General features: G+C 50.0%; 18 protein-coding genes. 6 read left to right on the top strand and 12 right to left on the bottom strand.

Features of this window, described 5'->3' with window-relative positions; translation table 11 throughout:
- Nucleotides 1-39 precede the first annotated feature (39 nt).
- The 3 genes from J9880_RS03315 to metK form a co-directional block, all read right to left on the bottom strand.
- Nucleotides 40-543, bottom strand: coding sequence for a CS1 type fimbrial major subunit (locus J9880_RS03315; RefSeq protein ID WP_095924809.1), 504 nt, complete (start codon nt 541-543; stop codon nt 40-42).
- 80 nt (nt 544-623) lie between these two features.
- Complete coding sequence (locus J9880_RS03310) at nt 624-1,112, bottom strand: hypothetical protein (RefSeq protein ID WP_326838819.1); 489 nt, start codon at nt 1,110-1,112, stop codon at nt 624-626.
- A 770-nt stretch (nt 1,113-1,882) separates the two neighbouring features.
- The gene (gene metK, locus J9880_RS03305; RefSeq protein WP_095924811.1) at nt 1,883-3,034 is read right to left on the bottom strand and encodes a methionine adenosyltransferase; all 1,152 of its coding nucleotides are present in this window, start codon (nt 3,032-3,034) and stop codon (nt 1,883-1,885) included.
- An 870-nt stretch (nt 3,035-3,904) separates the two neighbouring features.
- Here metK and speA point away from each other — a divergent pair.
- Nucleotides 3,905-5,887, top strand: coding sequence for a biosynthetic arginine decarboxylase (gene speA, locus J9880_RS03300; protein WP_232770070.1), 1,983 nt, complete (start codon nt 3,905-3,907; stop codon nt 5,885-5,887).
- Nucleotides 5,888-5,958: 71 nt separating this feature from the next.
- Here the strand turns inward: speA and J9880_RS03295 are convergent, their stop codons facing one another.
- From J9880_RS03295 to loiP (J9880_RS03255), 9 genes are all read right to left on the bottom strand, one after another.
- On the bottom strand, nt 5,959-7,083 hold the full coding sequence (locus tag J9880_RS03295) for a fimbrial protein (RefSeq protein WP_232770069.1): 1,125 nt from the start codon (nt 7,081-7,083) through the stop codon (nt 5,959-5,961).
- Complete coding sequence (locus J9880_RS03290) at nt 7,076-7,678, bottom strand: fimbrial-like protein (protein ID WP_232770068.1); 603 nt, start codon at nt 7,676-7,678, stop codon at nt 7,076-7,078. The genes J9880_RS03295 and J9880_RS03290 overlap by 8 nt, the downstream gene beginning before the upstream one ends.
- A 29-nt stretch (nt 7,679-7,707) precedes the next feature.
- The gene (locus J9880_RS03285; RefSeq protein WP_131694108.1) at nt 7,708-8,292 is read right to left on the bottom strand and encodes a fimbrial protein; all 585 of its coding nucleotides are present in this window, start codon (nt 8,290-8,292) and stop codon (nt 7,708-7,710) included.
- Nucleotides 8,293-8,323: 31 nt separating this feature from the next.
- A complete protein-coding gene (locus J9880_RS03280; protein WP_131694107.1) occupies nt 8,324-8,902 on the bottom strand; it encodes a fimbrial protein in 579 nt (192 codons plus the stop codon).
- 32 nt (nt 8,903-8,934) lie between these two features.
- Nucleotides 8,935-11,562 carry an outer membrane usher protein gene (locus tag J9880_RS03275; RefSeq protein WP_232770437.1) on the bottom strand — a complete coding sequence of 876 codons (2,628 nt, stop codon included), beginning with the start codon at nt 11,560-11,562 and terminating at the stop codon, nt 8,935-8,937.
- Nucleotides 11,563-11,608: 46 nt separating this feature from the next.
- A complete protein-coding gene (locus J9880_RS03270; RefSeq protein WP_095924816.1) occupies nt 11,609-12,343 on the bottom strand; it encodes a fimbrial chaperone in 735 nt (244 codons plus the stop codon).
- A gap of 85 nt (nt 12,344-12,428) precedes the next feature.
- Entirely contained in the window at nt 12,429-13,016 is a 588-nt protein-coding gene (locus J9880_RS03265) for a fimbrial protein (protein ID WP_095924817.1), read from the bottom strand.
- Between the two features lie 533 nt (nt 13,017-13,549).
- Nucleotides 13,550-14,308 (bottom strand): metalloprotease LoiP, encoded by a 759-nt coding sequence (gene loiP / locus J9880_RS03260; protein ID WP_095924818.1) that lies wholly within the window; start codon nt 14,306-14,308, stop codon nt 13,550-13,552.
- 195 nt (nt 14,309-14,503) lie between these two features.
- Nucleotides 14,504-15,256: a metalloprotease LoiP gene (gene loiP / locus J9880_RS03255; RefSeq protein WP_095924819.1), complete on the bottom strand. Its 753-nt coding sequence runs from the start codon at nt 15,254-15,256 to the stop codon at nt 14,504-14,506.
- Nucleotides 15,257-15,504: 248 nt separating this feature from the next.
- Between loiP (J9880_RS03255) and tkt the strand changes: the two genes are divergently transcribed.
- From tkt to J9880_RS03230, 5 genes are all read left to right on the top strand, one after another.
- Nucleotides 15,505-17,499: a transketolase gene (gene tkt, locus J9880_RS03250; protein ID WP_095924820.1), complete on the top strand. Its 1,995-nt coding sequence runs from the start codon at nt 15,505-15,507 to the stop codon at nt 17,497-17,499.
- A 500-nt stretch (nt 17,500-17,999) separates the two neighbouring features.
- Nucleotides 18,000-19,016, top strand: a complete 1,017-nt coding sequence (gene epd / locus J9880_RS03245; RefSeq protein WP_195816709.1) for an erythrose-4-phosphate dehydrogenase — start codon at nt 18,000-18,002, stop codon at nt 19,014-19,016.
- A gap of 72 nt (nt 19,017-19,088) precedes the next feature.
- Nucleotides 19,089-20,252, top strand: a complete 1,164-nt coding sequence (gene pgk / locus J9880_RS03240) for a phosphoglycerate kinase (protein ID WP_095924823.1) — start codon at nt 19,089-19,091, stop codon at nt 20,250-20,252.
- A 129-nt stretch (nt 20,253-20,381) separates the two neighbouring features.
- Nucleotides 20,382-21,461 carry a class II fructose-bisphosphate aldolase gene (fbaA, locus tag J9880_RS03235; protein ID WP_165059161.1) on the top strand — a complete coding sequence of 360 codons (1,080 nt, stop codon included), beginning with the start codon at nt 20,382-20,384 and terminating at the stop codon, nt 21,459-21,461.
- A gap of 136 nt (nt 21,462-21,597) precedes the next feature.
- On the top strand, nt 21,598-22,680 hold the full coding sequence (locus J9880_RS03230; RefSeq protein ID WP_232770067.1) for a LacI family DNA-binding transcriptional regulator: 1,083 nt from the start codon (nt 21,598-21,600) through the stop codon (nt 22,678-22,680).
- Nucleotides 22,681-22,748 lie beyond the last annotated feature (68 nt).

The following is a 22,748-nucleotide window of genomic DNA, read 5'->3' as shown; positions in this document are numbered from 1 at the left end:
TAACAGGCCGATGAGGAATGACTTAGGAGGAATGAACGCTTATGGCGTTTCAGTTGCCTGAGTCAGGACAACGCTGACCACACCGCTGTAGTTACCGGAAGCAACCGGTGCCTGAGTGGTCTGGCTGACTTTCAGAGGCTGAATGATGGAACCATTTGCGGTATCGCCATTCGGGAACAGGGTAGTTGCGGCCATGGTCTGCTGAGCCTGAGTCAGGGTCAGGTCGCCATATTTCACGGTCAGTGGGATATTTGCGTTGGTCCCTACGGTATCCATTAATTGCGGAGTACCTGCCAGGTTGATGTTTACGTCTTTCTCTGCATCGTTAGAGAAGATTTTAGTCATCTGGGTAACAGGTTGCAGACCCACGCCTGGCATATAACCCATTTCCATCGTTGAAGGTAATACTTCGCCGGTGTCAGTGGTCATATCCAAAGTGGCATCAACGTTTGCAGTCACAGTAATATCTTTCTGTACAGCAGAAGCATTAATGGCGAAGCCCATGATTGCAGTGACCAGCAATGGTTTGATAATTGATTTCATTTTAAATTCCTAATTAAGAAGATGCATATTGCTATGCTGGGTTTATAACGAGAGTTATTCTTTATGCGAAATAATGAATTTTATTTTGCACTGAATTCTTTTACGCCAACGGTTTTATCGGTCCAGTTGGAATATTTCACCTTCACCACGCTATAATTAGCGCCTTTAAATAAGGCAGGATCTAATGTGGCGTGCTGATTTGGGTAAATGCTGTTTTTAACCGGTTTGCTCCATTTGCATCCATCATCAGTGTGTTGCTGAGGACATAAACCGATACTGTTAATTTTCAGATGAATATTGCCGGTGTTGCTGACCACGCGGCTTGACGGGTTCAGCGTGAAGTCCAGCCTCGGCGCGGCAGGCGGTACGGTAACCAGTACGCCCCAGATCATGCTGACGCCGAGTTTGACCGGGCTTTTTGCTTCACTTTTATTATTATTGCTGTTCAGTCCCGGCACCCCTTCGAAATAAACGCGATACGCTTCTTCGGTTTGCGGAGGCTGAATATTAATCAGACGTATAATTCGGGTCGTGCCGGGAGCCAGTCCGAATTTCTCCGGTGTGACCACAATACCGTTTCCTGATGACTGACTGATTGTGGTTTCATTTTCCTGCGGCGTTGCCGGGTTATTAATTTTCTTTACTGTTGTTTTGACATATTCCGTATCGGCGGAGTTTGTGGTTACGCTTATTTGTGCGCCGCCGCTTTTCTGCATCGGGACCGAAATAGGATAGACGCTTATTCCTGCAAATGATGCTGCTGATAAAAGTAATGGGGTGGCCGCTAAAATCATTGTCCATGATTTTAATTTCATTAATTGCATTGTCATTTTCTCAATGTTTAATAAGTCTCTATCCTGAAGAAGATGTCGTTAATTCCCTTTGAGTAAATATTTGTCTGGATGCTTTCGATGGGGTGAATAATAGATTCAATGAATGTTCAGGTCAATGACATAGAAATTAGCTATTTGTGTTATTTGTTTCGGTATAAATGATATTCAACACAAATATAACAATTGGGGCGATTTTCACCCTGCTGATAATGAAAGGATTTTATGCGCAATTTTGTTTTTATTATCGGAATTGTTAAATAAAAGAGGGCGGTTAAATCTAATATTACGTATATCTTCATGCTGCATTAAGTAAAGTGCATATAAAGAGTATTTAAAAATTCATCATTAAAATCATTGAGATAAAAACCCGTGTTGGCTTGTCGTTATTAGGGGTTCAGGTATTGAAATGGCGAAAGGGAAGCGATCAGAAACGAAATGGAAAGGTGAGGGCAATAAAAAACCCCGTTTGCGGCGGGGTTTGAGGTTTTTTACGAGGCGCGGGTTTCTTATAAACCGGCGGCTTCGCGCAGCTGGGCTGCTTTGTCGGTTTTTTCCCATGGGAAGTGCTCACGACCAAAGTGACCGTAGGCAGCGGTTTCTTTATAGATCGGGTGTAACAGATCCATCATCTGGATCAGGCCGTATGGACGCAGATCGAAGAACTCGCGCACCAGCAGGGTCAGCTGTTCGTTAGAGACTTTACCGGTACCGAAGGTTTCCACCATGATGGAAGTCGGTTCAGCCACGCCGATGGCGTAAGACACCTGGATTTCACAACGGTCAGCCAGACCGGCCGCCACGATGTTTTTCGCCACATAACGGGCGGCGTAAGCGGCTGAACGGTCAACTTTAGACGGATCTTTACCGGAGAACGCACCGCCACCGTGACGGGCCATGCCGCCGTAGGTATCCACGATGATTTTACGACCGGTCAGACCGCAGTCACCCATCGGGCCACCGATAACAAAACGGCCAGTCGGGTTGATGTGGTATTTGGTACCGGCGTTCAGCCATTCTGCCGGCAACACAGGTTTGATGATTTCTTCCATCACCGCTTCCTGCAGATCTTTCAGCGCGATGTCTTCAGAGTGCTGAGTAGACAACACTACGGCATCGATACCGACGATTTTGCCTTCGTCATACTGGAAAGTGACCTGGCTTTTCGCATCAGGGCGCAACCATGGCAGGGTGCCTGATTTGCGCACTTCTGCCTGACGCTGCACCAGACGGTGTGCGTAGGTCACAGGAGCAGGCATCAGCACGTCGGTTTCGTTGGTGGCATAACCAAACATCAGACCCTGGTCGCCCGCGCCTTGTTCCAGCGGATCAGTACGGTCAACGCCCTGATTGATGTCCGGCGATTGCTTACCGATAGCGCTCAGGACTGCGCAGGAATTGGCATCGAAACCCATGTCAGAATGGATATAGCCAATTTCACGAACAGTCTGACGCGTGATTTCTTCAACGTCGACCCATGCGCTGGTGGTGATTTCACCGCCAACCAGGACCATGCCGGTTTTGACATAAGTTTCACATGCAACACGTGCTTTTGGGTCTTGCTCTAAAATCGCGTCAAGTACGGCATCAGAAATCTGGTCCGCGATTTTATCTGGATGTCCTTCCGAAACGGATTCGGACGTGAAGAGGTGTTTAGCCATTATGTTCTTTACCTTACATACGACGGGTTAGATATCACTGCATAGCACTGGGGAGACTGGCAGATGAGGAGCGAAGCTCGCCATTGTCGCAATGCGTCCTGCATGTCCCCATTAGGCAAAGCCTGAAGCAGCTTCATAGTTAACCCGATAGACGGATTAACATCTGGACGGCTATTTTAGGATAGCAGGCGTTCTGAATGCCAGTCATTTTTGTGACAGAGTTAGTGTTATTGTGCGGGATTCCAGTGATATTCACGGTCTGAAACTATTTGTACTGCATTTTCATTTTGCAATTACAGCGGGTTGCCGGTATAAACGGCGCGCGCTATGCACATTTCTGTAGGCCCTATAGAAGCAGCGTATTCCAGTAATTACTGTTTTCTCAGCTCGAATGCCCGCGGGTGATGCGTGGCACGTGTGGAGGTGGTTAGTTTAATGACCCACTTTTTACCGTTTGTAACATTTCAACAGCATCCCCTGCAGCCTTTATTGCGTTCTGCAGCACTTCTTTCAGACCCTCATTTCGAAAAGCGTCTGTCTTCTTTGCGATGTTTCAGACAGCCTGACTATAGACAGGTCAGTCCCCGACATCGGTACGCTACTCAGTAACGTCCGGTTTGCGTGAACATCGCCATCCCGACATATAACTGATGTAGCCTGCAACCTCCCGGGGCATTCACCCCTGATTTCTTCCGACTCGTCACACGGAGTCTAAAAACGTGTTTTACAATGATATGAGTGGAAAACAGTCCCGTGGCTGTGGCTTGCAGGTTTTTATCCTGTCCGAAAGCCAGCCTTGCGGGTTGTTCTCACCTGTTGTTACTGCGATAGTGGCTGGCCATGTTGTCAGTATAGAAAGAGGATTTACCTATGTCTGATGACATCCAGTCCCACCGTCCGTCACTCGCGGGCGATACTGTTTCTTTGCGCTCCATGCAGGAGGTTGCCGTGAACGATCGTGATGCCAGCAAGATGCTGCGCACTTACAACGTTGCCTATTGGGGTAACAATTATTATGACGTCAACGAACTGGGCCACATCAGTGTCTGCCCGGATCCTGACGAGCCTTCTGCCCGTGTTGATCTGGCACAACTGGTTAAGGATATGCGTGAGCAGGACGGTCAGCGTCTGCCGGCACTGTTCTGTTTCCCACAAATTTTGCAGCACCGTCTGCGTTCGATTAACGCCGCGTTCAAACGTGCGCGTGAATCGTTCGGTTACGAGGGTGACTACTTCCTGGTGTACCCGATTAAGGTGAACCAGCACCGCCGCGTGATCGAATCGCTGGTGGAATCCGGTGAACCGTTGGGTCTGGAAGCCGGCTCGAAAGCCGAGCTGATGGCCGTTCTGGCACACGCCGGGATGACCCGTTCCGTTATCGTCTGTAACGGCTATAAAGACCGCGAATATATCCGTCTGGCGCTGATCGGCGAAAAACTCGGTCACAAGGTGTATCTGGTTATCGAGAAGATGACTGAGATTAAACTGGTGCTGGAAGAAGCCGAACGTCTGAACGTGATCCCGCGTCTGGGCGTGCGTGCACGTCTGTCTTCGCAGGGTTCCGGCAAATGGCAGTCCAGCGGCGGCGAGAAATCCAAATTTGGTCTGGCGGCGTCTCAGGTGCTGCAACTGGTCGAAATGCTGCGCGAAGCAGGGCGTCTGGAAAGCCTGCAACTGCTGCATTTCCATCTGGGTTCGCAGCTGGCGAATATCCGCGATATCTCCACCGGTGTGCGTGAGTCCGCGCGTTTCTACGTCGAACTGCACAAGCTGGGCGTCAACATTCAGTGCTTCGACGTCGGCGGCGGTTTGGGTGTGGATTACGAAGGCACCCGTTCACAGTCTGACTGCTCCGTGAACTATGGCCTGAACGAATATGCCAACAACGTCATCTGGGGTATCGGCGACGCCTGTAATGAACATGGTTTGCCGCACCCGACGGTGATCACCGAGTCTGGCCGCGCCGTGACCGCGCACCATACCGTGCTGGTCTCCAACGTGATTGGCGTTGAGCGCAATGAGTTCAAAGAACCGGTAGCGCCTGAAAACGATGCGCCGCGCGCCTTAGGCAGCATGTGGGATACCTGGAACGAGATGCACGATCCGGAAAACCGCCGCTCCTTGCGTGAATGGCTGCACGACAGCCAGATGGATTTGCACGACGTCCATTCGCAATATGCGCACGGGATTTTGGATCTGACCCAGCGCGCCTGGGCGGAAGACATCTACCTGAATATCTGCAATAAAATTCAGGCTCAGCTGGATCCGAGCAACCGCGCACACCGTCCGATCATCGACGAATTGCAGGAACGTATGGCGGATAAACTGTACGTCAACTTCTCGCTGTTCCAGTCTATGCCGGATGCGTGGGGTATCGATCAGCTGTTCCCGGTACTGCCGCTGGAAGGTCTGGACAAACCGCCGGTTGGCCGTGCGGTGCTGCTGGACATTACCTGCGATTCCGACGGCACTATCGATCATTACATCGACGGTGACGGCGTGGCAACCACCATGCCAATGCCGCCGTACGATCCGGAGGATCCGCCGGTACTGGGCTTCTTTATGGTCGGCGCGTATCAGGAAATCCTCGGCAACATGCATAACCTGTTCGGCGATACCGCGGCGGTGGATGTGTTTGTGTTCCCTGACGGCAGCATTGAAGTGCAGCAGTCTGATGAAGGCGACACGGTTGCCGACATGCTGGAATACGTGCAACTGGATCCGAATGTGTTGCTGGCCCGTTTCCGCGATCAGGTGAAAGAAACCGATCTGGATGCAGAACTGCAGGCGCAGTTCGTTGAAGAATTTGAATCCGGTTTATACGGTTATACGTATCTGGAAGAAGACGAATAAGGCGGCGAAATAATACGCCGTGTTTCCGTCACAACATATGGCGAAGGGTGATCCCTTCGCCGTTTTTTTAATTATTCATAATTAACAACAAAAGTGCCGGTAGCCGAGAAACTTCCCACCGAAATACTTTTGGAATCGCCGACTAGTTGCGCGTTAAACTGTAATTGTTTAGATGAAGGCATATTTAAATCTGTCACTGAGTAAATGGAATTAGTGTCGTTAGGTTTTAACTGGCTGCCAGAACCTGTGGTGATTTTCACCCCCACACCGGTTGCCGCATTTGACGTCACTGAATTACCCAATAACATATTGTTCCCCGGTGCGACAATGTTCGTCGTTACCCGGGTCTTAAACATATTCACATTTGTACAGCCTGAAGCATTAAGACTGAATTTCATCACGCTGGTAGCACCTGAATTGACTTTTGCTGCACTGTAATCCCCCAGCGGGATGGTACCGCCGCCCACACTACTCACCAGAGAAGTACAGGTTGGCGTTTTCACCGGGAAGGAGAAACTACTCATATCCAGGCTGATGCGATGATTGTCAGTATCCTCATTACCTACTCTGAAAGCGCCGATATACCCTGGGGTAGCCGGCTGAATGGAGGTCACGCCACTGGGAATACCGGTAAACTGGGGTGTCTGAAAAAGCACAATATAGTAATCATACCATTGCCCCCAATCCATACTACTTTCCATGTCTTCAGTGTTCATTGCCATCCTCTCACTTGAACCGTAAAAATAAGGCATGAAAGCCTTAATGTTGCCGGCGCCACCAGTGCCTCTGATTTGAACTGAATAAAGGATCCCCGGGATATTGGTAGCATATAACCCCGCAGTGGGGGAAACATCTGAATAATAGCCAGTCTGAGAAACGGCGCCTGCTATGCCATATAAAATCTCACCGGAATCTCCGGCGCGACAATCAGTACGGGCACTCTTCGTTGTGGTTGCTTTTTGATTTAAGTCCGTAATCATTTGCGTACTGGTCACGTGCGGTAGCAGAGAAACCACAGAGCCGGAAAAGCTTAATGTTGCGGTGTAGGGGGCATCCTTGAAATAACATTCTTTTGCCGCATCAGCCGGTTTAACGATTAAACACCCCGTTAGTACTAATAAAGCAATAAAAGTGAATGCGCGGATGAAACGAGACGAACGTATAGATACCGAATTAAAAGATAAATGATTATTCATAGCTTACGCTCACTAATACTTTCGAGGTTACCTGACCGGCTGAGACAGCACCTGTATTCTGATAACGGGTATAAAAGTGATAGTCCGTTTTTTCAGCCACTGGCGTTGCGGCGTTCACCGGGAAACTCACATCGGAAGAACCGTCGGCCTCCAGTACATTGGTATTGTATTCCCGGGAAAAAATCACCAGACCCACGTTATTTGCGCCATCGGCGGAACCGTCTGTTTCGCTGATAAATACCTGTTTAGAGCCCGGTGCGAAATTACCTGACTGCGGGGCGAAACTGAAATGAACATTCTCGATCAGATCATTGCATTCGCTCAGGCTCAGGGTAAAAGGATAACCCCCCAACTGATCGGTCGGCAATATTGGCGAAGGCGGGGAACCCCGGTCGGAAAAATAATTGACACTGACCGTGGGCAAATGAATGGCACCGCCATTCTGTACCGTTAACTGACAGGTTGTCTCAAGAATATTGGCCTGAATATTCAGACTGAGATCATCTTGCGCACCAACGCCAAAAGAACACCCCGCAAGCAATAACGCGGATATCCGAAATAATATTTTATTTTTATTGGCCGGGTGGTTTGTCATAAGAATTCCGTTGATTTTATTCAGGTCATTTATTGATAGATGATCACAAATGTGATTGGGGCAATAAAACTCCCGGTAGTGACATCTGATATCGTGCGGCCTGCCGCAATCACCATTCGGGCATTCATATTCAACGTTGTGCCTGCCGGGGTAAGCGCGATGGTTTGTGGTGTGGCTCTGTTCGCACAACTAAATTGATTCCCGCTGTCGGGTGCATTGCGCCAGAGTTCGACCGCGGCGGCGGAGGCTGAGCCGCCGTTATTGGAAAAAGAATCACCATTTGAGTCCGCCCCCGAACATCCCCCTGACGTTGGGTTGGCCGTAATATCGGCCGATTTAACGCCCGAACAGGCACTAAAAACCAGTTTGAAAGGCTGTATTTTACTTTTCTGTTTCAGTTCCGATTTATAGACATCATTAAAGTTGATGGATGATGTCGGGGCGCCGGCGGCATTTTGAATCTGCGCGACGCAGGTGCCTGCTTCAATAGTGGACGTAAAGGTGGCCGTCAGATTTTCCGTTGGTGTGAGCTCAACCGCGTGCGCTGAAAATGTCATGAGGAATGCAGCCGGCAGCAGTAAAAAATTTTTAGGTTTCACGTTACTTTTCTCCATGCAGATCTTCTATAACCTGTGTTTTTCTACGTTATTCATAGTTAAAGTTAAAAGTGGCAACAGCACTGAAATTACCAGTTGTCCCTTTATTAGCTTGTGTTTCTTGCAGTCTTGAAATCAGGGCGACTTCTTTTGCATTGATTTCTGCGCTGCTCCAGTTAAGCCGCTGACTGTCATTTGTGGAGTTAATGACAAAAGGCTGGTTTGACGCTGAGGCGCGCGCAATAGAAACGCCCAAAAAGGAGGAGGAACCTTCACCTGAAGTCCCATTGATGAGTAACGTATTGACATAACTGGATGGCGTACCCCTGATGGTGGTTTTAATCGAGGTTATTCCCGCGGGGCATTCCACCATTTTTATCTTGAAGGTCGCGGTGGCGGCATTATCTCCGGCAATGATTTTATCTAAACTTACCTTTCCGCCGGAACCAATAGGAATAGTATTGTTGATGCCATTGCCTGAGCCGCCTTCCAGCTTCATTTCACACGTTGTTTCAATTATGTTGGCGCTAAAAGTAACATTGACATTTTGTGCGTAAACCGGTGCCATATTCATGCCGAAAAATAAGGCAGCGCATGGCGATAATAATGTTCTGTATTCCTTTATCATCTTTTTTCCTGTTTATTCTGTTTTCTCAGAAATCAATCTGTCATTTTACAAGCGATATTTTTTAACATGACCGTCAGGTTCACTTTTTCGGGGTTTTCTGAAATAGAGTAATTAATTTTACAGGATTGGTCAGACTCACTTCCCCAAACAACATGAAGTGTCCCTTTATCGTCAATACCACGAATGAAAGCTCTTCCGCCTTGTCCCATATTTCCGACGAGGATATTTTTATCATTAAAGACATCAGCGCCTAAAGGAATAAAACCGTTATCGGAACGCTGCAGTTCCATAATAACCGAGCGACCTTCATCAGTCTCGAAATTAACTAATACCACTGAACCACTGCGTGGATAGGTAATGGTGCTGGTGTTAACAATATTAACGTCCGTCTCCAGTGTGCTGATGTCCAGACCGACGTTGTTTTCCCGATAAGGCGAAAGATAAGGGGTGACCGCATACCCGTTACTGTCAATCCGGCCTTCACCCACACTCATTTTTGTGCCTTTTGCCCCTTTGGCTTTAACCAGCGCGAGCGTATCGGTGTCGTTGATATTTCCGGGAGCAAAAGTAATACCACCTGCATGAACCACCATGCCTCCGCTGGAACCAAATGAAGCCTGCCGTCCGCCGTCATCGGTTAAAGAGGCGGAAAGACTCATGGGGCCATACGCGCTGTTATAACTTCCGTATCCACCAATCTGATTTAAGCTTTGGGAATCAGCCAGTGAAGAGGAGGTGTTAACACTGTAGTTATAACGGTTATCCTCGCTGTAACCGCCTGCGCTCATATCCAGTTGCGACGTGCCCTTAAAGTCAGTGCTCAAGCCGGTATTCAGATTGGTAAATCCACCAGGACGTTTACCCAGCGCAAACAGATTTTCTAAAGGAATGCTCAGGCTAATATAAAGGCGGTTATCCTGATCGCCATTCTCGTTATAGTCACGCTGTAATGAAATGCTGTAGTTAATCCAGCGCCAGGCATTATTATATCCGAGAGAAAACTGCGAGGTTTTTTTACTCTGATTCCAGTACGACTCCCAACTGCCTGTCAGATAAAGCGAACCATAATCTTGTTCCGCATATTCCAGAGGCTGATTAATATTAATCTGAATCTGGTTTTTCATTCTGTCGTAGTTTTTAAACGTTTCTTCTTTATTCAAAGAATCATCATTCATCTCATCTTGCAGCGATGCCGCATCTTGCAGGCTCAGATAATCCTGTGTTGAGAACCGGTAAGCGGCCACATTCAGCGAGGTATTGGTTTCGGTTAACAGCTTATTATAGGAAATACGGTAGCTCTGACCTTCCATTGATTTATCGCTATCGATATCCGCGCGTGAGTGCGTAATATCAAAAGCAAATGCCCCGGCAGGGGTGTTCATGGCCAGTCCCGCTAATGCGGACACGTAATCGGATGACATCGCCTCAATACCGGCATAGCCCGTGAAGGTATTACTGATACCGTAATAGCCCGTCAGCACCGCCACGTCAGGGGAATTACCGGATGAACTGTCATTGAGTTTGCCGACGCCGATATCCCAGCGGGTATTACCGGGGCGCAGCATCTGCGTCACCGAAGAGTAGGGCAATGAAAACGTCCGTTTGCTGCCATCAGACTCTTCTACAGTCACGTCGATACTGTTGCCATAGCCGGTCGGATTGATGTCATCAATGACAAAAGGACCCGGTGGAACCGTCACTTCATAAATCACCGAACCACTCTGGCGGACCGTCACTTTCGCATTACTGTTTGCTGTACCACGGATCACCGGCGCATAGTTGCTCGCTGAACCCGGCTGCATGCGGCTGTCACTGAATATCCGAAATCCTCTCAGACTGATCGAATCAAAGGTGTCGCCCTGGGTGTAGGTATCGCCCAGCACGAACTGGGCTTTTAACGCGGTAATATCGTGCTGAACATAAGCATCCTGACTGGAATAGGTGACACCGTTTTCCTGGTCCCAGTTGGTTGACCCTCTTGCACGAAAACGCCAGCCGGCAAAGTTCGCACCGTAATTTAAACCGCCGTATGCACTGTCGCGGGAATCCCCGTCAGCGGCAGAACGGTAGGCGTTAAAATCGTACGACAGCATGAACGCGGTGATGCCTTCTTCCCACAGGGCCGGATTCACATAACCGGCGGGATGTTTGGCGAGATAGATTTGCGGAACCGTGATATCCAGTCGCTGTTCGGCGGTATCAAACCGGACCCGTGAACCGCTCAGTTTGTTACTGAGATCCTCACAGGAAGCGGCGTTTTGCCCGGCGTCTTGCGGACTGGTGTCCGGCGCGTCGGCGTTTTCCAGAAGAATATCGAGCTGTTCAAGGAGTTTTGGCGTCAGGCAGGCGCTGGCCGTGGCGCTGCCATTATCGATAAAAGTGACTTTTGTATTGAGTTTCAGCGTGCCATTCACAAAAATGCCGACGCTATAAATACCCGGAATAATGGGATTCCCTTTGCTGAAACGCCGGGTATCTATTTTGTCACTGTCCAGTGTGTTGTAGAGAAACTGGCTGTCAAATTCTACCGTTTCATCTTCATCCGCAGTGACATCCTTTGCCGCCACGGTTTCCGCCACGGATAACGGCGACCACAAGGCCATCACGCCCTGAGTCAATGGAAGCAGTAATAATCCACTTATAATTTTATTTAATTTCATCATATTACTGGCTTTCTAATGGAATGACGCTTCGGATGTGTTTTGTTTAAAGCGAAAAGTCGTGATTGATATTTCCGCCGTAATCACTGATGGCGGAATAGGTTATTTTCCCTGCGCTGACCGGCTGGCTTAATCCGTTGACTTTCATCAGCTTCGACGAACCTGGCGCAACCATATTTTTTTCAATGTCATACTTACTGCCATTGGCATTGAGGGTCGCTTCATTCACCGTGACAAAATAAGGAGAGGCATTGTTAACCTCGGTAAATACCTGCTGATCCTTTTTGACGATTTTCCATGTCAGGGCCGTCGCCGCTTCTGAAGGCGATCCTTTCAGTCCTTCCGGACGATAAAAGACTTTGATGCGCGTACGGAAAGCCAGCTGAAGTAAATTCTCATCGGTAGTGCTTTTCGCTTTAGGGGGGATTTCAAGCACATTAAACCAAAAGATACTTTCTTTATCTTGTGGCAGGTTTCCGCCAAGACTGGCAATTTTAATAGTCTGGCCCTGTTTGGCATTCATGCGAGAAATAGGTGGCGTCACCAGAAAAGGAATTTTCATCTCCTGCGGATTAATATCTTCACGACCGTCATCCATCCACGCCTGCACCAGCAACGCTTTCTCGCCACGGTTATCCAGTTTTACCGTGACCTCTTTTGCCTGAGCAGGATAGATAACCCGGGTGCCGGAGATAACAATATCTGCACTGGCATCAGATGCAATAAATCCCAGCATTGCCAGACTGCATGCAATAATTTTTTTAGCAGATATAAAATTCATAGTTCCCTCTGGATAATTTTATAATAAAAGCGCGCCACCTCTCTGCCGGTGGCTCGCTTAATCATTCGCTAAACAGCGATAATGTTTATTCGTAAGCCATGGTGAAGGTGACGTTAGTATTCACTTTACCTGCATGAACCGAGTTGCTTTCAGACCAGTCAGCGCTTGGAACGTAAGCCGCTTTATAGGCAAACACACCACGTCCGTCGGCCAGGGTGACGCTTTGTGGCACATCAGTCGGATCACCGACCAGTACCTGGTTCACGTTGGTTGTCGTGTTGTTGTACAACGCAACACTGACGTTTTGCGCCGAGCCAGAGACCGTGGAGTCAGGTTTCAGCGTGCCATTAGACAATTCGGCAAACTGCTGAGAAGAGAAGCTGACGGTCGCTTTGGTCACGGATTCTCCACAGTCGTTCAGCATCAGTTCGAACTCTTTCGCCCCGACACCGCCCGCTGCCAGCGTGGTGGCATCCACCGCGGCTTTGGTGACAACAGGCATAGAAATGGTCACGTTATTGGCGGCAATACCGTTATTGGTGGTGATTTCGCACGTGGTATCAGATACCGCGCCATCAAAGGTAATTAACCCGATATCGGCTGCTTGTGCAGATAGGCTGCCGAACGCCAGACAAAATACGGATAAAGGGAGAAGCGTATTAATCTTTTTCATGAAATGTCCTTTTCATTATTAAAATAACAAAGGTATTAAATAAAGGGATAGTAATTAAATAAGCTTTTAACGGCTTATTGGTGTTGGAGTGTAATTCCCGTTGATATTGAGATCAAATTGAAATTAATGTGATATAAATGTAACTAAATAATTCTTATTGGTTGTTCAGAATAAGTAAACCCAATTTAATGATTAAGTTTTTACTATTGAGTTTTGTTCTTTCGGTCGTTATTAATTATCAGATTAAGAGATCTTGAGGATCAGTTTATTTAATTGAAGTGGAAATCCCGCCAGAAACACCTATCAAAATATATGATGTGTAACGCTTTACGATCTATGAGAATGATAAACAAATTGTGCTATTGGCTGTGAATTAAGACAACGGGTGATGAGTTGTGTGAATAATAAACAAGGCGCAGTAAACGGCCGGGAGGTGGGAACATCGGGGAAAAGAAAGGCACCCGCAGGTGCCTGAATGATTAACGCAGTGATATCACGCGCCGGTGACGGCGTATGCGTGACAAACTCTGGCGTTATTTACCTTGTGCAATGCGTGCCTTGATATGGTCAGCGCGTTCCTGAGAGGGCGGATGCGAGCTGAATAAACTCTTCTCGCTGCTGCCGCTCATTTTTGCCAGCTTCTCAAAACCGGTCACCAGGCCTTGTGTTGGCAGGCCGCGTTTTTTCAGCAAGTCATAGGAATAATCATCCGCATCAGATTCCTGTTTCTGTGAGAATTGTGCGTTGATGAGTTCTTCACCCAGATCTGCCAGTTGGGTACTGGAAAGTTGCCCGGCAATGCCACCGGCTGCGCCCGCTGCATTGTGCGCGGCAGAAGCACTGTACGCGACCTGCATGGCTTTTTTGCTGTGACCGAGCGCGACGTGCCCCATTTCATGCCCCAGTACGCCTTCGACTTCGTCATCCGTCATCAGATCCATCAGACCGCTGTAAACGCGGATACAGCCGTTGGCCATCGCCCAGGCGTTGACGTCACTGGTGAGATAGACTTTATAGTTAGCCGGTCTGCCGTTGATGTCATTACCGAGATTTTTGGCAATTTTATTCAGACGTTTGGTGTATTTGCTTTTTGATGAGGCGATTTTAGATTCCGCGTCCAGTGCTTTACACGATCCTTCGGTCATATTGATGACGTCCTGATCGGTCAGCGTTGCCGCTTTATAGGCATCTGAACCGGATTTCATTAATGCATCCGTATTGAGTGAGCCGTTCTGACAGCCCGTTAATAATACGGCAACGCTTAACGCGATTGAGGTAATACGAAAATTCATAATCCATCTTCCTTTGACAGTTAAATGATACAGCGCAGGAAGAATAACCAAACAGGACAAGTAAGCGAGGGAAATACAGCGGGACGTAATATTTTCAGATTCTGTGCAGTGGCGCTTTCTGTTTTACGGAACATGCAGAAATAACTTTCTGAATAAAAAAGAGATACACCTGATGATGCATCTCTTCCTTTATCATTATTTCCCGGCAGCAATTCGCTCGCGGATGTGTTTCGCCCGCGCTTCTGAGGAAGGGTGGTCGTCAAACCAGCCGATGCTGCTTCCCTGATCCAGTTTAGCCAGCTTATCAAAACTGGTTGCCAGACCGGTCGGATCGATACCGCGTTTTTTCAGCAGGTCGAAAGAGTAATCGTCCGCTTCTGATTCCTGTTTCTGTGAGAACTGCGCATTAACATATTTTTCGCCCAGATCAGCCAGCTGTGATTGCGACAATGTGGCACTGACACCGCCGAGGGACGAAATCGCAGATCGCGCCGCCGTCGCGCTGTACGCCACCTGCATGGCTTTGCGGGTATGACCGAGTGCGACGTGGCCCATTTCGTGGCCGAGCACGCCTTCCACTTCATTGTCGTTCATCATGTCCATCAGACCGCTGTAAACGCGGATACAGCCGTTCGCCATTGCCCAGGCGTTGACGTCTTTAGTCAGATACACCTTATAGTTGGCCGGCGTGCCGTTGATATTATCGCCCAGCGCTGCCGAGATTTTTTTCAGGCGTTGTGCATATTCACTGCTGTCGGGCGCAATTTGTGCCTTTTTATCCATTTCTTCACAAGACTGCACGCTCAGCGTTTTGACGTCGGCATCGCTCAGCGTATACGCCTGATAAGCCTGCGCGCCGGATTGCATTAAGGTATCGGTATTGACCGTGGCACAGCCGCTGACCAGCGTGGCTGCAAACAGACTTAACATAACTGGATGAAATTTCATCAATTCAGGTTCCCAAAGAGAGTATACAAAACGGAAAATTTGGACCGAAAAAGGCCCTTACTGTAAGGATAGCGTTAAGGTAGGTTTTTCGCAGCGCGCGATCTATAGTGTAAGTCCGAAAAAACGCACTGATTTAAAAGCGGATTTCGTGAACTTAATCACGAGAGTGATTAGAGATTGCCGTTTTAATGCCGAGTCTGAGAAAATGACTTTCTTGACTGCTTTTTTAATCCGACCTGGAGTAGAACATGTCCTCTCGTAAAGAGCTTGCGAACGCTATTCGCGCACTTAGTATGGATGCCGTGCAGAAAGCGAATTCCGGCCACCCTGGTGCCCCTATGGGCATGGCAGACATTGCCGAAGTGCTGTGGCGCGATTACCTGAACCATAACCCGACAAACCCGCACTGGGCTGACCGCGACCGCTTCGTGCTGTCCAATGGTCATGGTTCTATGCTGATTTACAGCCTGCTGCACCTCACTGGCTATGATCTGCCGATGAGCGAACTGGCGAACTTCCGTCAGCTGCACTCCAAAACCCCGGGTCACCCTGAATACGGTTACACCCCTGGCGTTGAAACCACCACCGGTCCGCTGGGGCAGGGCATCGCCAACGCCGTCGGTTTTGCTATCGCAGAACGTACGCTGGCTGCACAGTTCAACAAACCAGGTCATGACATCGTCGATCACCAGACTTATGCATTCCTGGGCGATGGCTGCATGATGGAAGGCATTTCTCACGAAGTGTGTTCTCTGGCCGGTACCATGAAACTCGGCAAACTGACCGCGTTTTATGATGACAACGGGATCTCCATCGACGGCCACGTAGAAGGCTGGTTCACCGATGACACCGCGGCACGTTTCGAAGCGTACGGCTGGCACGTTGTGCGTCACGTTGATGGTCACAATCCTGACGCCATCAAAGCGGCTATCGAAGAAGCACATAAAGTGACCGATAAGCCATCCCTGCTGATGTGCAAAACCGTGATCGGTTTCGGTTCACCGAACAAAGCCGGTACTCACGATGTACACGGCGCGGCGCTGGGTGCTGCTGAAGTGGCGGCAACCCGTGAAGCACTGGGCTGGAAATACGCTGCGTTTGAAATCCCGCAAGACATCTATGCGCAGTGGGATGCAAAAGAAGCCGGTCAGGCCAAAGAAGCGGCATGGAACGACAAGTTTGATGCTTACGCTAAAGCCCACCCGGAACTGGCAAAAGAGTTCAAACGTCGTGTGAACGGCGAGCTGCCAGCAAACTGGGAAACCGAAGCACAGAAATTCATCGAACAGCTGCAGGCTAACCCTGCAAACATCGCCAGCCGTAAAGCGTCTCAGAATGCGCTGGAAGCGTTCGGTAAAGTGTTGCCAGAATTCCTCGGCGGCTCGGCTGACCTGGCGCCAAGCAACCTGACCATGTGGTCCGGTTCTAAGTCTATCGGCGACGATCAGGCGGGTAACTACATCCATTATGGTGTGCGCGAATTCGGTATGACCGCCATCACCAACGGTATCGCATTGCATGGCGGTTTCCTGCCGTACTCTGCAACCTTCCTGATGTTCGTGGAATACGCACGTAATGCCGTTCGTATGGCTGCGCTGATGAAAATCCGCAACGTGTTCGTCTACACCCATGACTCCATCGGTCTGGGCGAAGATGGCCCGACGCACCAGCCGGTTGAGCAAATCGCCAGCCTGCGCGTTACGCCAAACATGAGCACCTGGCGTCCTGCGGATCAGGTTGAATCTGCTGTGGCATGGAAATACGCGATTGAGCGTAACGACGGCCCGGTGACCCTGATCTTCTCCCGTCAGAACCTGACCCAGCAACCACGTACCGCTGAGCAATTAGCCAACGTGGCGCGCGGTGGTTATGTGCTGAAAGATTGCGACGGCACACCAGAAGTGATCCTGATCGCGACCGGTTCTGAAGTCGGTATCACGGTAGAAGCGGCGGACAAACTGGCTGCTGCGGGCACCAAAGTCCGTGTGGTTTCCATGCCATCCACCGATGCCTTCGACAAACAGGACGCGGCTTACCGTGAATCTGTCCTGCCGAAAGCGGTTTCTGCCCGTGTGGCAGTGGAAGCCGGTATCGCGGATTACTGGTTCAAATACGTGGGCCTGAATGGCGCTATCGTCGGTATGCACAGCTTCGGCGAATCTGCTCCGGCAGAGCTGCTGTTCAAAGAATTCGGTTTCACTGTTGATAACGTTGTGGCTCAGGCACAGGCGTTACTGAAGTAATTCCGCTTTCTTAAAACTGCTTAAAAGCACCTTCGGGTGCTTTTTTTTTGCCCGGATTTTCCTGCGCGGGTTCTCAGTTTCCTGCGAAATGACGCAGGTCAAACCCCGCGAAGGCGGACTCGGCTACACTGACCGCATTCTGAAAGTGTTTCATTCAGTCAGTTTTTGCGAAAAATCACTGTCTAAAAGGTGATGAAAAAGTAAAATCACTGTGAATACACAGAATTGCCTGGTGTTTTTTTCAGCGATCGGTGCGATTAACGCGTCTGTTTTCTGGGAATTATTCCTTTTAATCATCGTTTGGTTTATTCTCAGCTGAACCGTTTCAGTCGGGCTATTTGAGCTTAACATCGTCACCAGGTTGTTATCGTGCCGGAAACTGAAATTTTTCTGCTGCACGCATCGTGCTGACAGATGACGATGGTGATTCACCGTAAACGCACGCTGCATTACTATAGGTGTTACTGAAATTGAGTAACAACCGTGTAACAGGGAGATGTATGCCAATACGTATTGCAATTAATGGCTTTGGTCGCATTGGCCGTAGCGTATTGCGCGCGTTATACGAATCCGGGCGTCGGGCGGAAATCTCCGTCATTGCCATCAATGAAATCGCCAGCCCTGAAGGCATGGCGCATCTGCTCAAATACGACTCCAGCCACGGGCGCTTCGCCTGGGATGTCCGCCAGGAAGGTGAAAATCTTTACGTCGGCGATGACTCCATCCGTTTACTTCATCAGCCTGATGCCAGCCAGTTGCCATGGGGCGAACTGAGCATTGACGTGGTGCTCGATTGCACCGGCGTTTATGGCAGCCGTGAAGACGGAGAAGCCCAGCTTGCGGCCGGAGCCAAAAAAATTCTGTTCGCGCATCCCGGCGGTCATGATCTTGACGCTACGGTGGTTTACGGTGTGAACCACGATTTGCTCGAACGTCAGCACCGCATTGTGTCCAATGCGTCCTGCACCACCAACTGTATTATCCCTGTGATCAAGCTGCTCGACGATGCCTTTGGTATTGAGTCCGGCACGGTAACGACCATCCATTCCTCGATGAATGACCAGCCGGTGATTGATGCGTACCATGCGGATTTACGCCGTACGCGCGCCGCCAGCCAGTCCATTATCCCGGTCGATACCAAACTGGCCGCAGGGATCACGCGCATCATGCCTAAATTCTGCGATCGCTTTGAAGCGATCTCGGTGCGCGTGCCGACCATCAATGTCACAGCCATTGATCTGAGCGTATTTGTCGGGGGTTCTGTGACGGTAGGCGAGGTTAACCAGCTGCTGCAAAAGGCCGCAACAGGCGCTTTTCGTGGTATAGTTGACTATACCGAACTACCATTAGTCTCGACAGATTTTAACCATGATCCCCACAGCGCCATCGTAGATGGAACGCAGACGCGGGTAAGTGGACAGCACCTGATTAAGACACTTGTCTGGTGCGATAACGAGTGGGGTTTTGCCAACCGAATGTTGGATACAACATTGGCAATGTCCTCCAGCGGTTTCTAGTACGGCTGTTCCGGCCTTCTGGCCGAAATTGCCTTCAAGCAACTTTAAAGAGAATCAACGAGAGGATTCACCATGTCTGTTATTAAGATGAGCGATCTGGATTTAGCGGGTAAACGCGTACTGATCCGTGCCGATCTGAACGTGCCAGTTAAAGATGGCAAAGTAACGTCAGATGCACGTATCCGCGCTTCTTTACCAACCATCGAAATTGCCCTGAAACAAGGCGCACGCGTGATGGTTACCTCGCATCTGGGTCGTCCGACTGAAGGCGAATATAACGAAGAGTTTTCTCTGCTGCCGGTTGTTAACTACCTGAAAGACAAACTGTCTTCTCCTGTACGTCTGGCTAAAGACTATCTGGATGGCGTTGAAGTTGCCGAAGGCGAGCTGGTTGTTCTGGAAAACGTTCGCTTCAACAAAGGCGAAAAGAAAGACGACGAAGCCCTGTCCAAAAAATATGCTGCCCTGTGTGACATCTATGTGATGGACGCATTCGGTACTGCGCACCGCGCGCAAGCTTCTACTCATGGCGTGGGCAAATTTGCGCCAATCGCCTGTGCGGGTCCGCTGCTGTCAGCAGAACTGGAAGCATTGGGTAAAGCACTGGGTAACCCGGCGCGTCCGATGGTCGCTATCGTGGGTGGTTCTAAAGTTTCTACCAAACTGACCGTTCTGGATTCCCTGTCCAAAATCGCTGACCAGCTGATCGTTGGCGGTGGTATCGCGAACACCTTCGTGGCGGCTCAGGGCAACAACGTAGGTAAATCTCTGTACGAAGCAGACCTGGTCGGTACCGCAAGCAAATTGCTGGAAACCTGCGACATTCCTGTTCCTACCGATGTTCGCGTGGCGACCGAGTTCTCTGAAACGGCCACCGCGACCGTGAAGTCTGTGAAAGACATCAAAGATGACGAACAAATTCTCGACATGGGCGATGAGTCTGCAAACCGTCTGGCTGAGATCATTAAAAACGCTAAAACCATTCTGTGGAATGGTCCTGTAGGCGTGTTCGAGTTCCCTAACTTCCGTAAAGGGACCGAAATTGTGGCGCAGGCCATTGCTGACAGCGAAGCATTCTCTATCGCAGGCGGCGGCGACACTCTGGCAGCTATCGACCTGTTCGGTATCGCTGACAAAATTTCCTATATCTCCACTGGCGGTGGCGCATTCCTGGAATTCGTTGAAGGGAAAGCACTGCCAGCGGTTGTGATGCTGGAAGAGCGTGCTAAGAAGTAATGAACCCTGAACGGGGAGCATAACGCTGTCCGTTCTTCTTTGCCGCGCGGGGGGCTGCACAGTGGAACCCGCGCGACATAGCAAACCGATTCAATCCATCTACGGCCGACGAATACAGGACAAAGAACTATGTCTAAAATTTTTGATTTCGTAAAACCAGGCGTTATCACTGGTGATGATGTACAGAAAGTTTTCGCTATTGCTAAAGAAAACAAATTTGCTCTGCCAGCAGTTAACTGCGTAGGTACTGACTCCATCAACGCCGTTCTCGAAGCTGCTGCGAAAGTCCGTTCACCGGTTATCGTTCAGTTCTCCAACGGTGGCGCTGCGTTCATCGCAGGTAAAGGCCTGAAAACTGACGTGCCACAAGGCGCGGCAATCCTGGGCGCAATCTCTGGCGCGCACCACGTGCATCAGATGGCAGAACATTACGGCGTGCCGGTTATCCTGCACACCGACCACTGCGCGAAAAAACTGCTGCCATGGATCGACGGTCTGCTGGACGCGGGTGAAGCTCACTACGCGAAAACCGGTAAACCACTGTTCTCTTCACACATGATCGACCTGTCTGAAGAATCTCTGGAAGAAAACATCGAAATTTGCAGCAAGTACTTAGCGCGCATGGCAAAAATCGACATGACTCTGGAAATCGAACTGGGTTGTACCGGCGGTGAAGAAGATGGCGTGGACAACAGCCATATGGACGCATCTGCACTGTACACTCAGCCACAAGACGTTGATTATGCATACGAAAAACTGAACGCTATCAGCCCGCGTTTCACTATCGCTGCGTCATTCGGTAACGTACACGGTGTTTACAAACCAGGTAACGTTAAACTGACTCCAACGATCCTGCGTGATTCTCAGGAATACGTGTGCAAGAAACACAACCTGCCACACAACAGCCTGAACTTCGTGTTCCACGGCGGTTCCGGTTCTACTGCAGCAGAAATCAAAGAGTCTGTAGGCTACGGTGTTATCAAAATGAACATCGATACCGACACCCAGTGGGCTAACTGGGACGGTATCCTGCAGTTCTACAAGAAAAACGAAGCTTACCTGCAAGGTCAGTTGGGTAACCCGGAAGGCGCGGACAAACCTAACAAGAAATTCTATGACCCGCGCGTATGGCTGCGTGCTGCACAGTCTTCCATGGTGACTCGCCTGGAACTGGCATTCAAAGAACTGAACGCGATCGACGTACTGTAATTCTTACGCTTCCGGTGCTTGACCACCGGAATGTGAGGATAATCGTCAAAGGGGCTTCGGCCCCTTTTTTATTGCCTGCTTTCCGGCCACAATAGCCCGTTATCTGTGTTTCGCCAGAATCCCCGAAGAGAGAGCCATGAAGCCAAAATCTGTCACCCTCGATGATGTCGCGCGCCACGCCGGTGTGTCTTATCAGACTGTTTCGCGCGTCCTGAATCAGGCTGCGCACGTCTCGGTCAGAACGCGCAATAAAGTCGAACAGGCGATGGCGGCGCTGAATTACGTTCCGAACCGTGTCGCCCAGCAACTGGCGGGCAAACAAAGTTACACGCTGGGTCTGGCGACCACCGAACTGGCGCTGCACGCGCCGTCACAAATTGCCTCGGCGATGAAAACCCGCGCGAACCAGTTAGGCTTCAACGTCGTGATTTCGATGATTGATAACCTGAGCCTTGCTGCGTGCCGGACGGCGGTGAATGAACTGATGTCGCAGCGGGTCGATGGCGTGCTGATCAACGTGCCGCTGTCGAATGACGACGCAGACGCGATCGCCCGGCTTTGTGGCAATTTACCGGCGCTTTTCCTGGATGTGGATCCGCAGGCGGATGTGTTCAAGATTCTGTTCGATCCGCATTGCGGGGCAGAGCAGGGCGTGGAACATTTGCTGGCGCTTGGCCATCAGCACATCGCGGTGCTGACCGGCCCGCTGGAATCCATTTCTGCGCGTCTGCGCTATGAAGGCTGGCTGAAGACGCTGGCAACGCACGATATCACGCCCTGTGTGGTTCAGCACGGCGACTGGAGCGCAGCGTCGGGTTATCAGCAGGCGTTATTACTGCTCAATCAGCCGGTGCGCCCGACGGCGATTCTGGTCGCCAATGATCAGATGGCGCTCGGCGTCTTGCGCTCTGTGCACGAGTTTGGCCTGCGGGTGCCGGAACAAATCTCGGTAATTGGCTATGACGATACCGAAGACAGCGCCTTTTTCTTCCCGCCGCTGACCACCATCAAACAGGATTTCCGCCTGCTCGGGCACGAGAGCATTAACCGGCTGGTTGAGCATCTGCATACGCATGGCGATCATCAGCAATCCTCGCTGTTACTGCCCACGTCCCTGGTGGAACGCCACACAACCGCCAGACCCGGCGAAGACAATGTGTCACAGGAAGCCTTGTCGCAGGAACTGATCCGCATCGCCCGCCAGCTCAGCGCGCTGTAACCCCCTTTTCAGAACAGACTGACGCGGAATTTGTGATCCGCGTCCCTTTCCCGCATCCCTCCGCTTTA

Origin of the sequence: Rahnella victoriana (assembly GCF_021276285.1) — a bacterium.
Classification (GTDB): domain Bacteria; phylum Pseudomonadota; class Gammaproteobacteria; order Enterobacterales; family Enterobacteriaceae; genus Rahnella; species Rahnella victoriana.
Note: the sequence above shows the minus strand (reverse complement) of the source record. Positions and strands in the feature narration are given on the sequence as shown.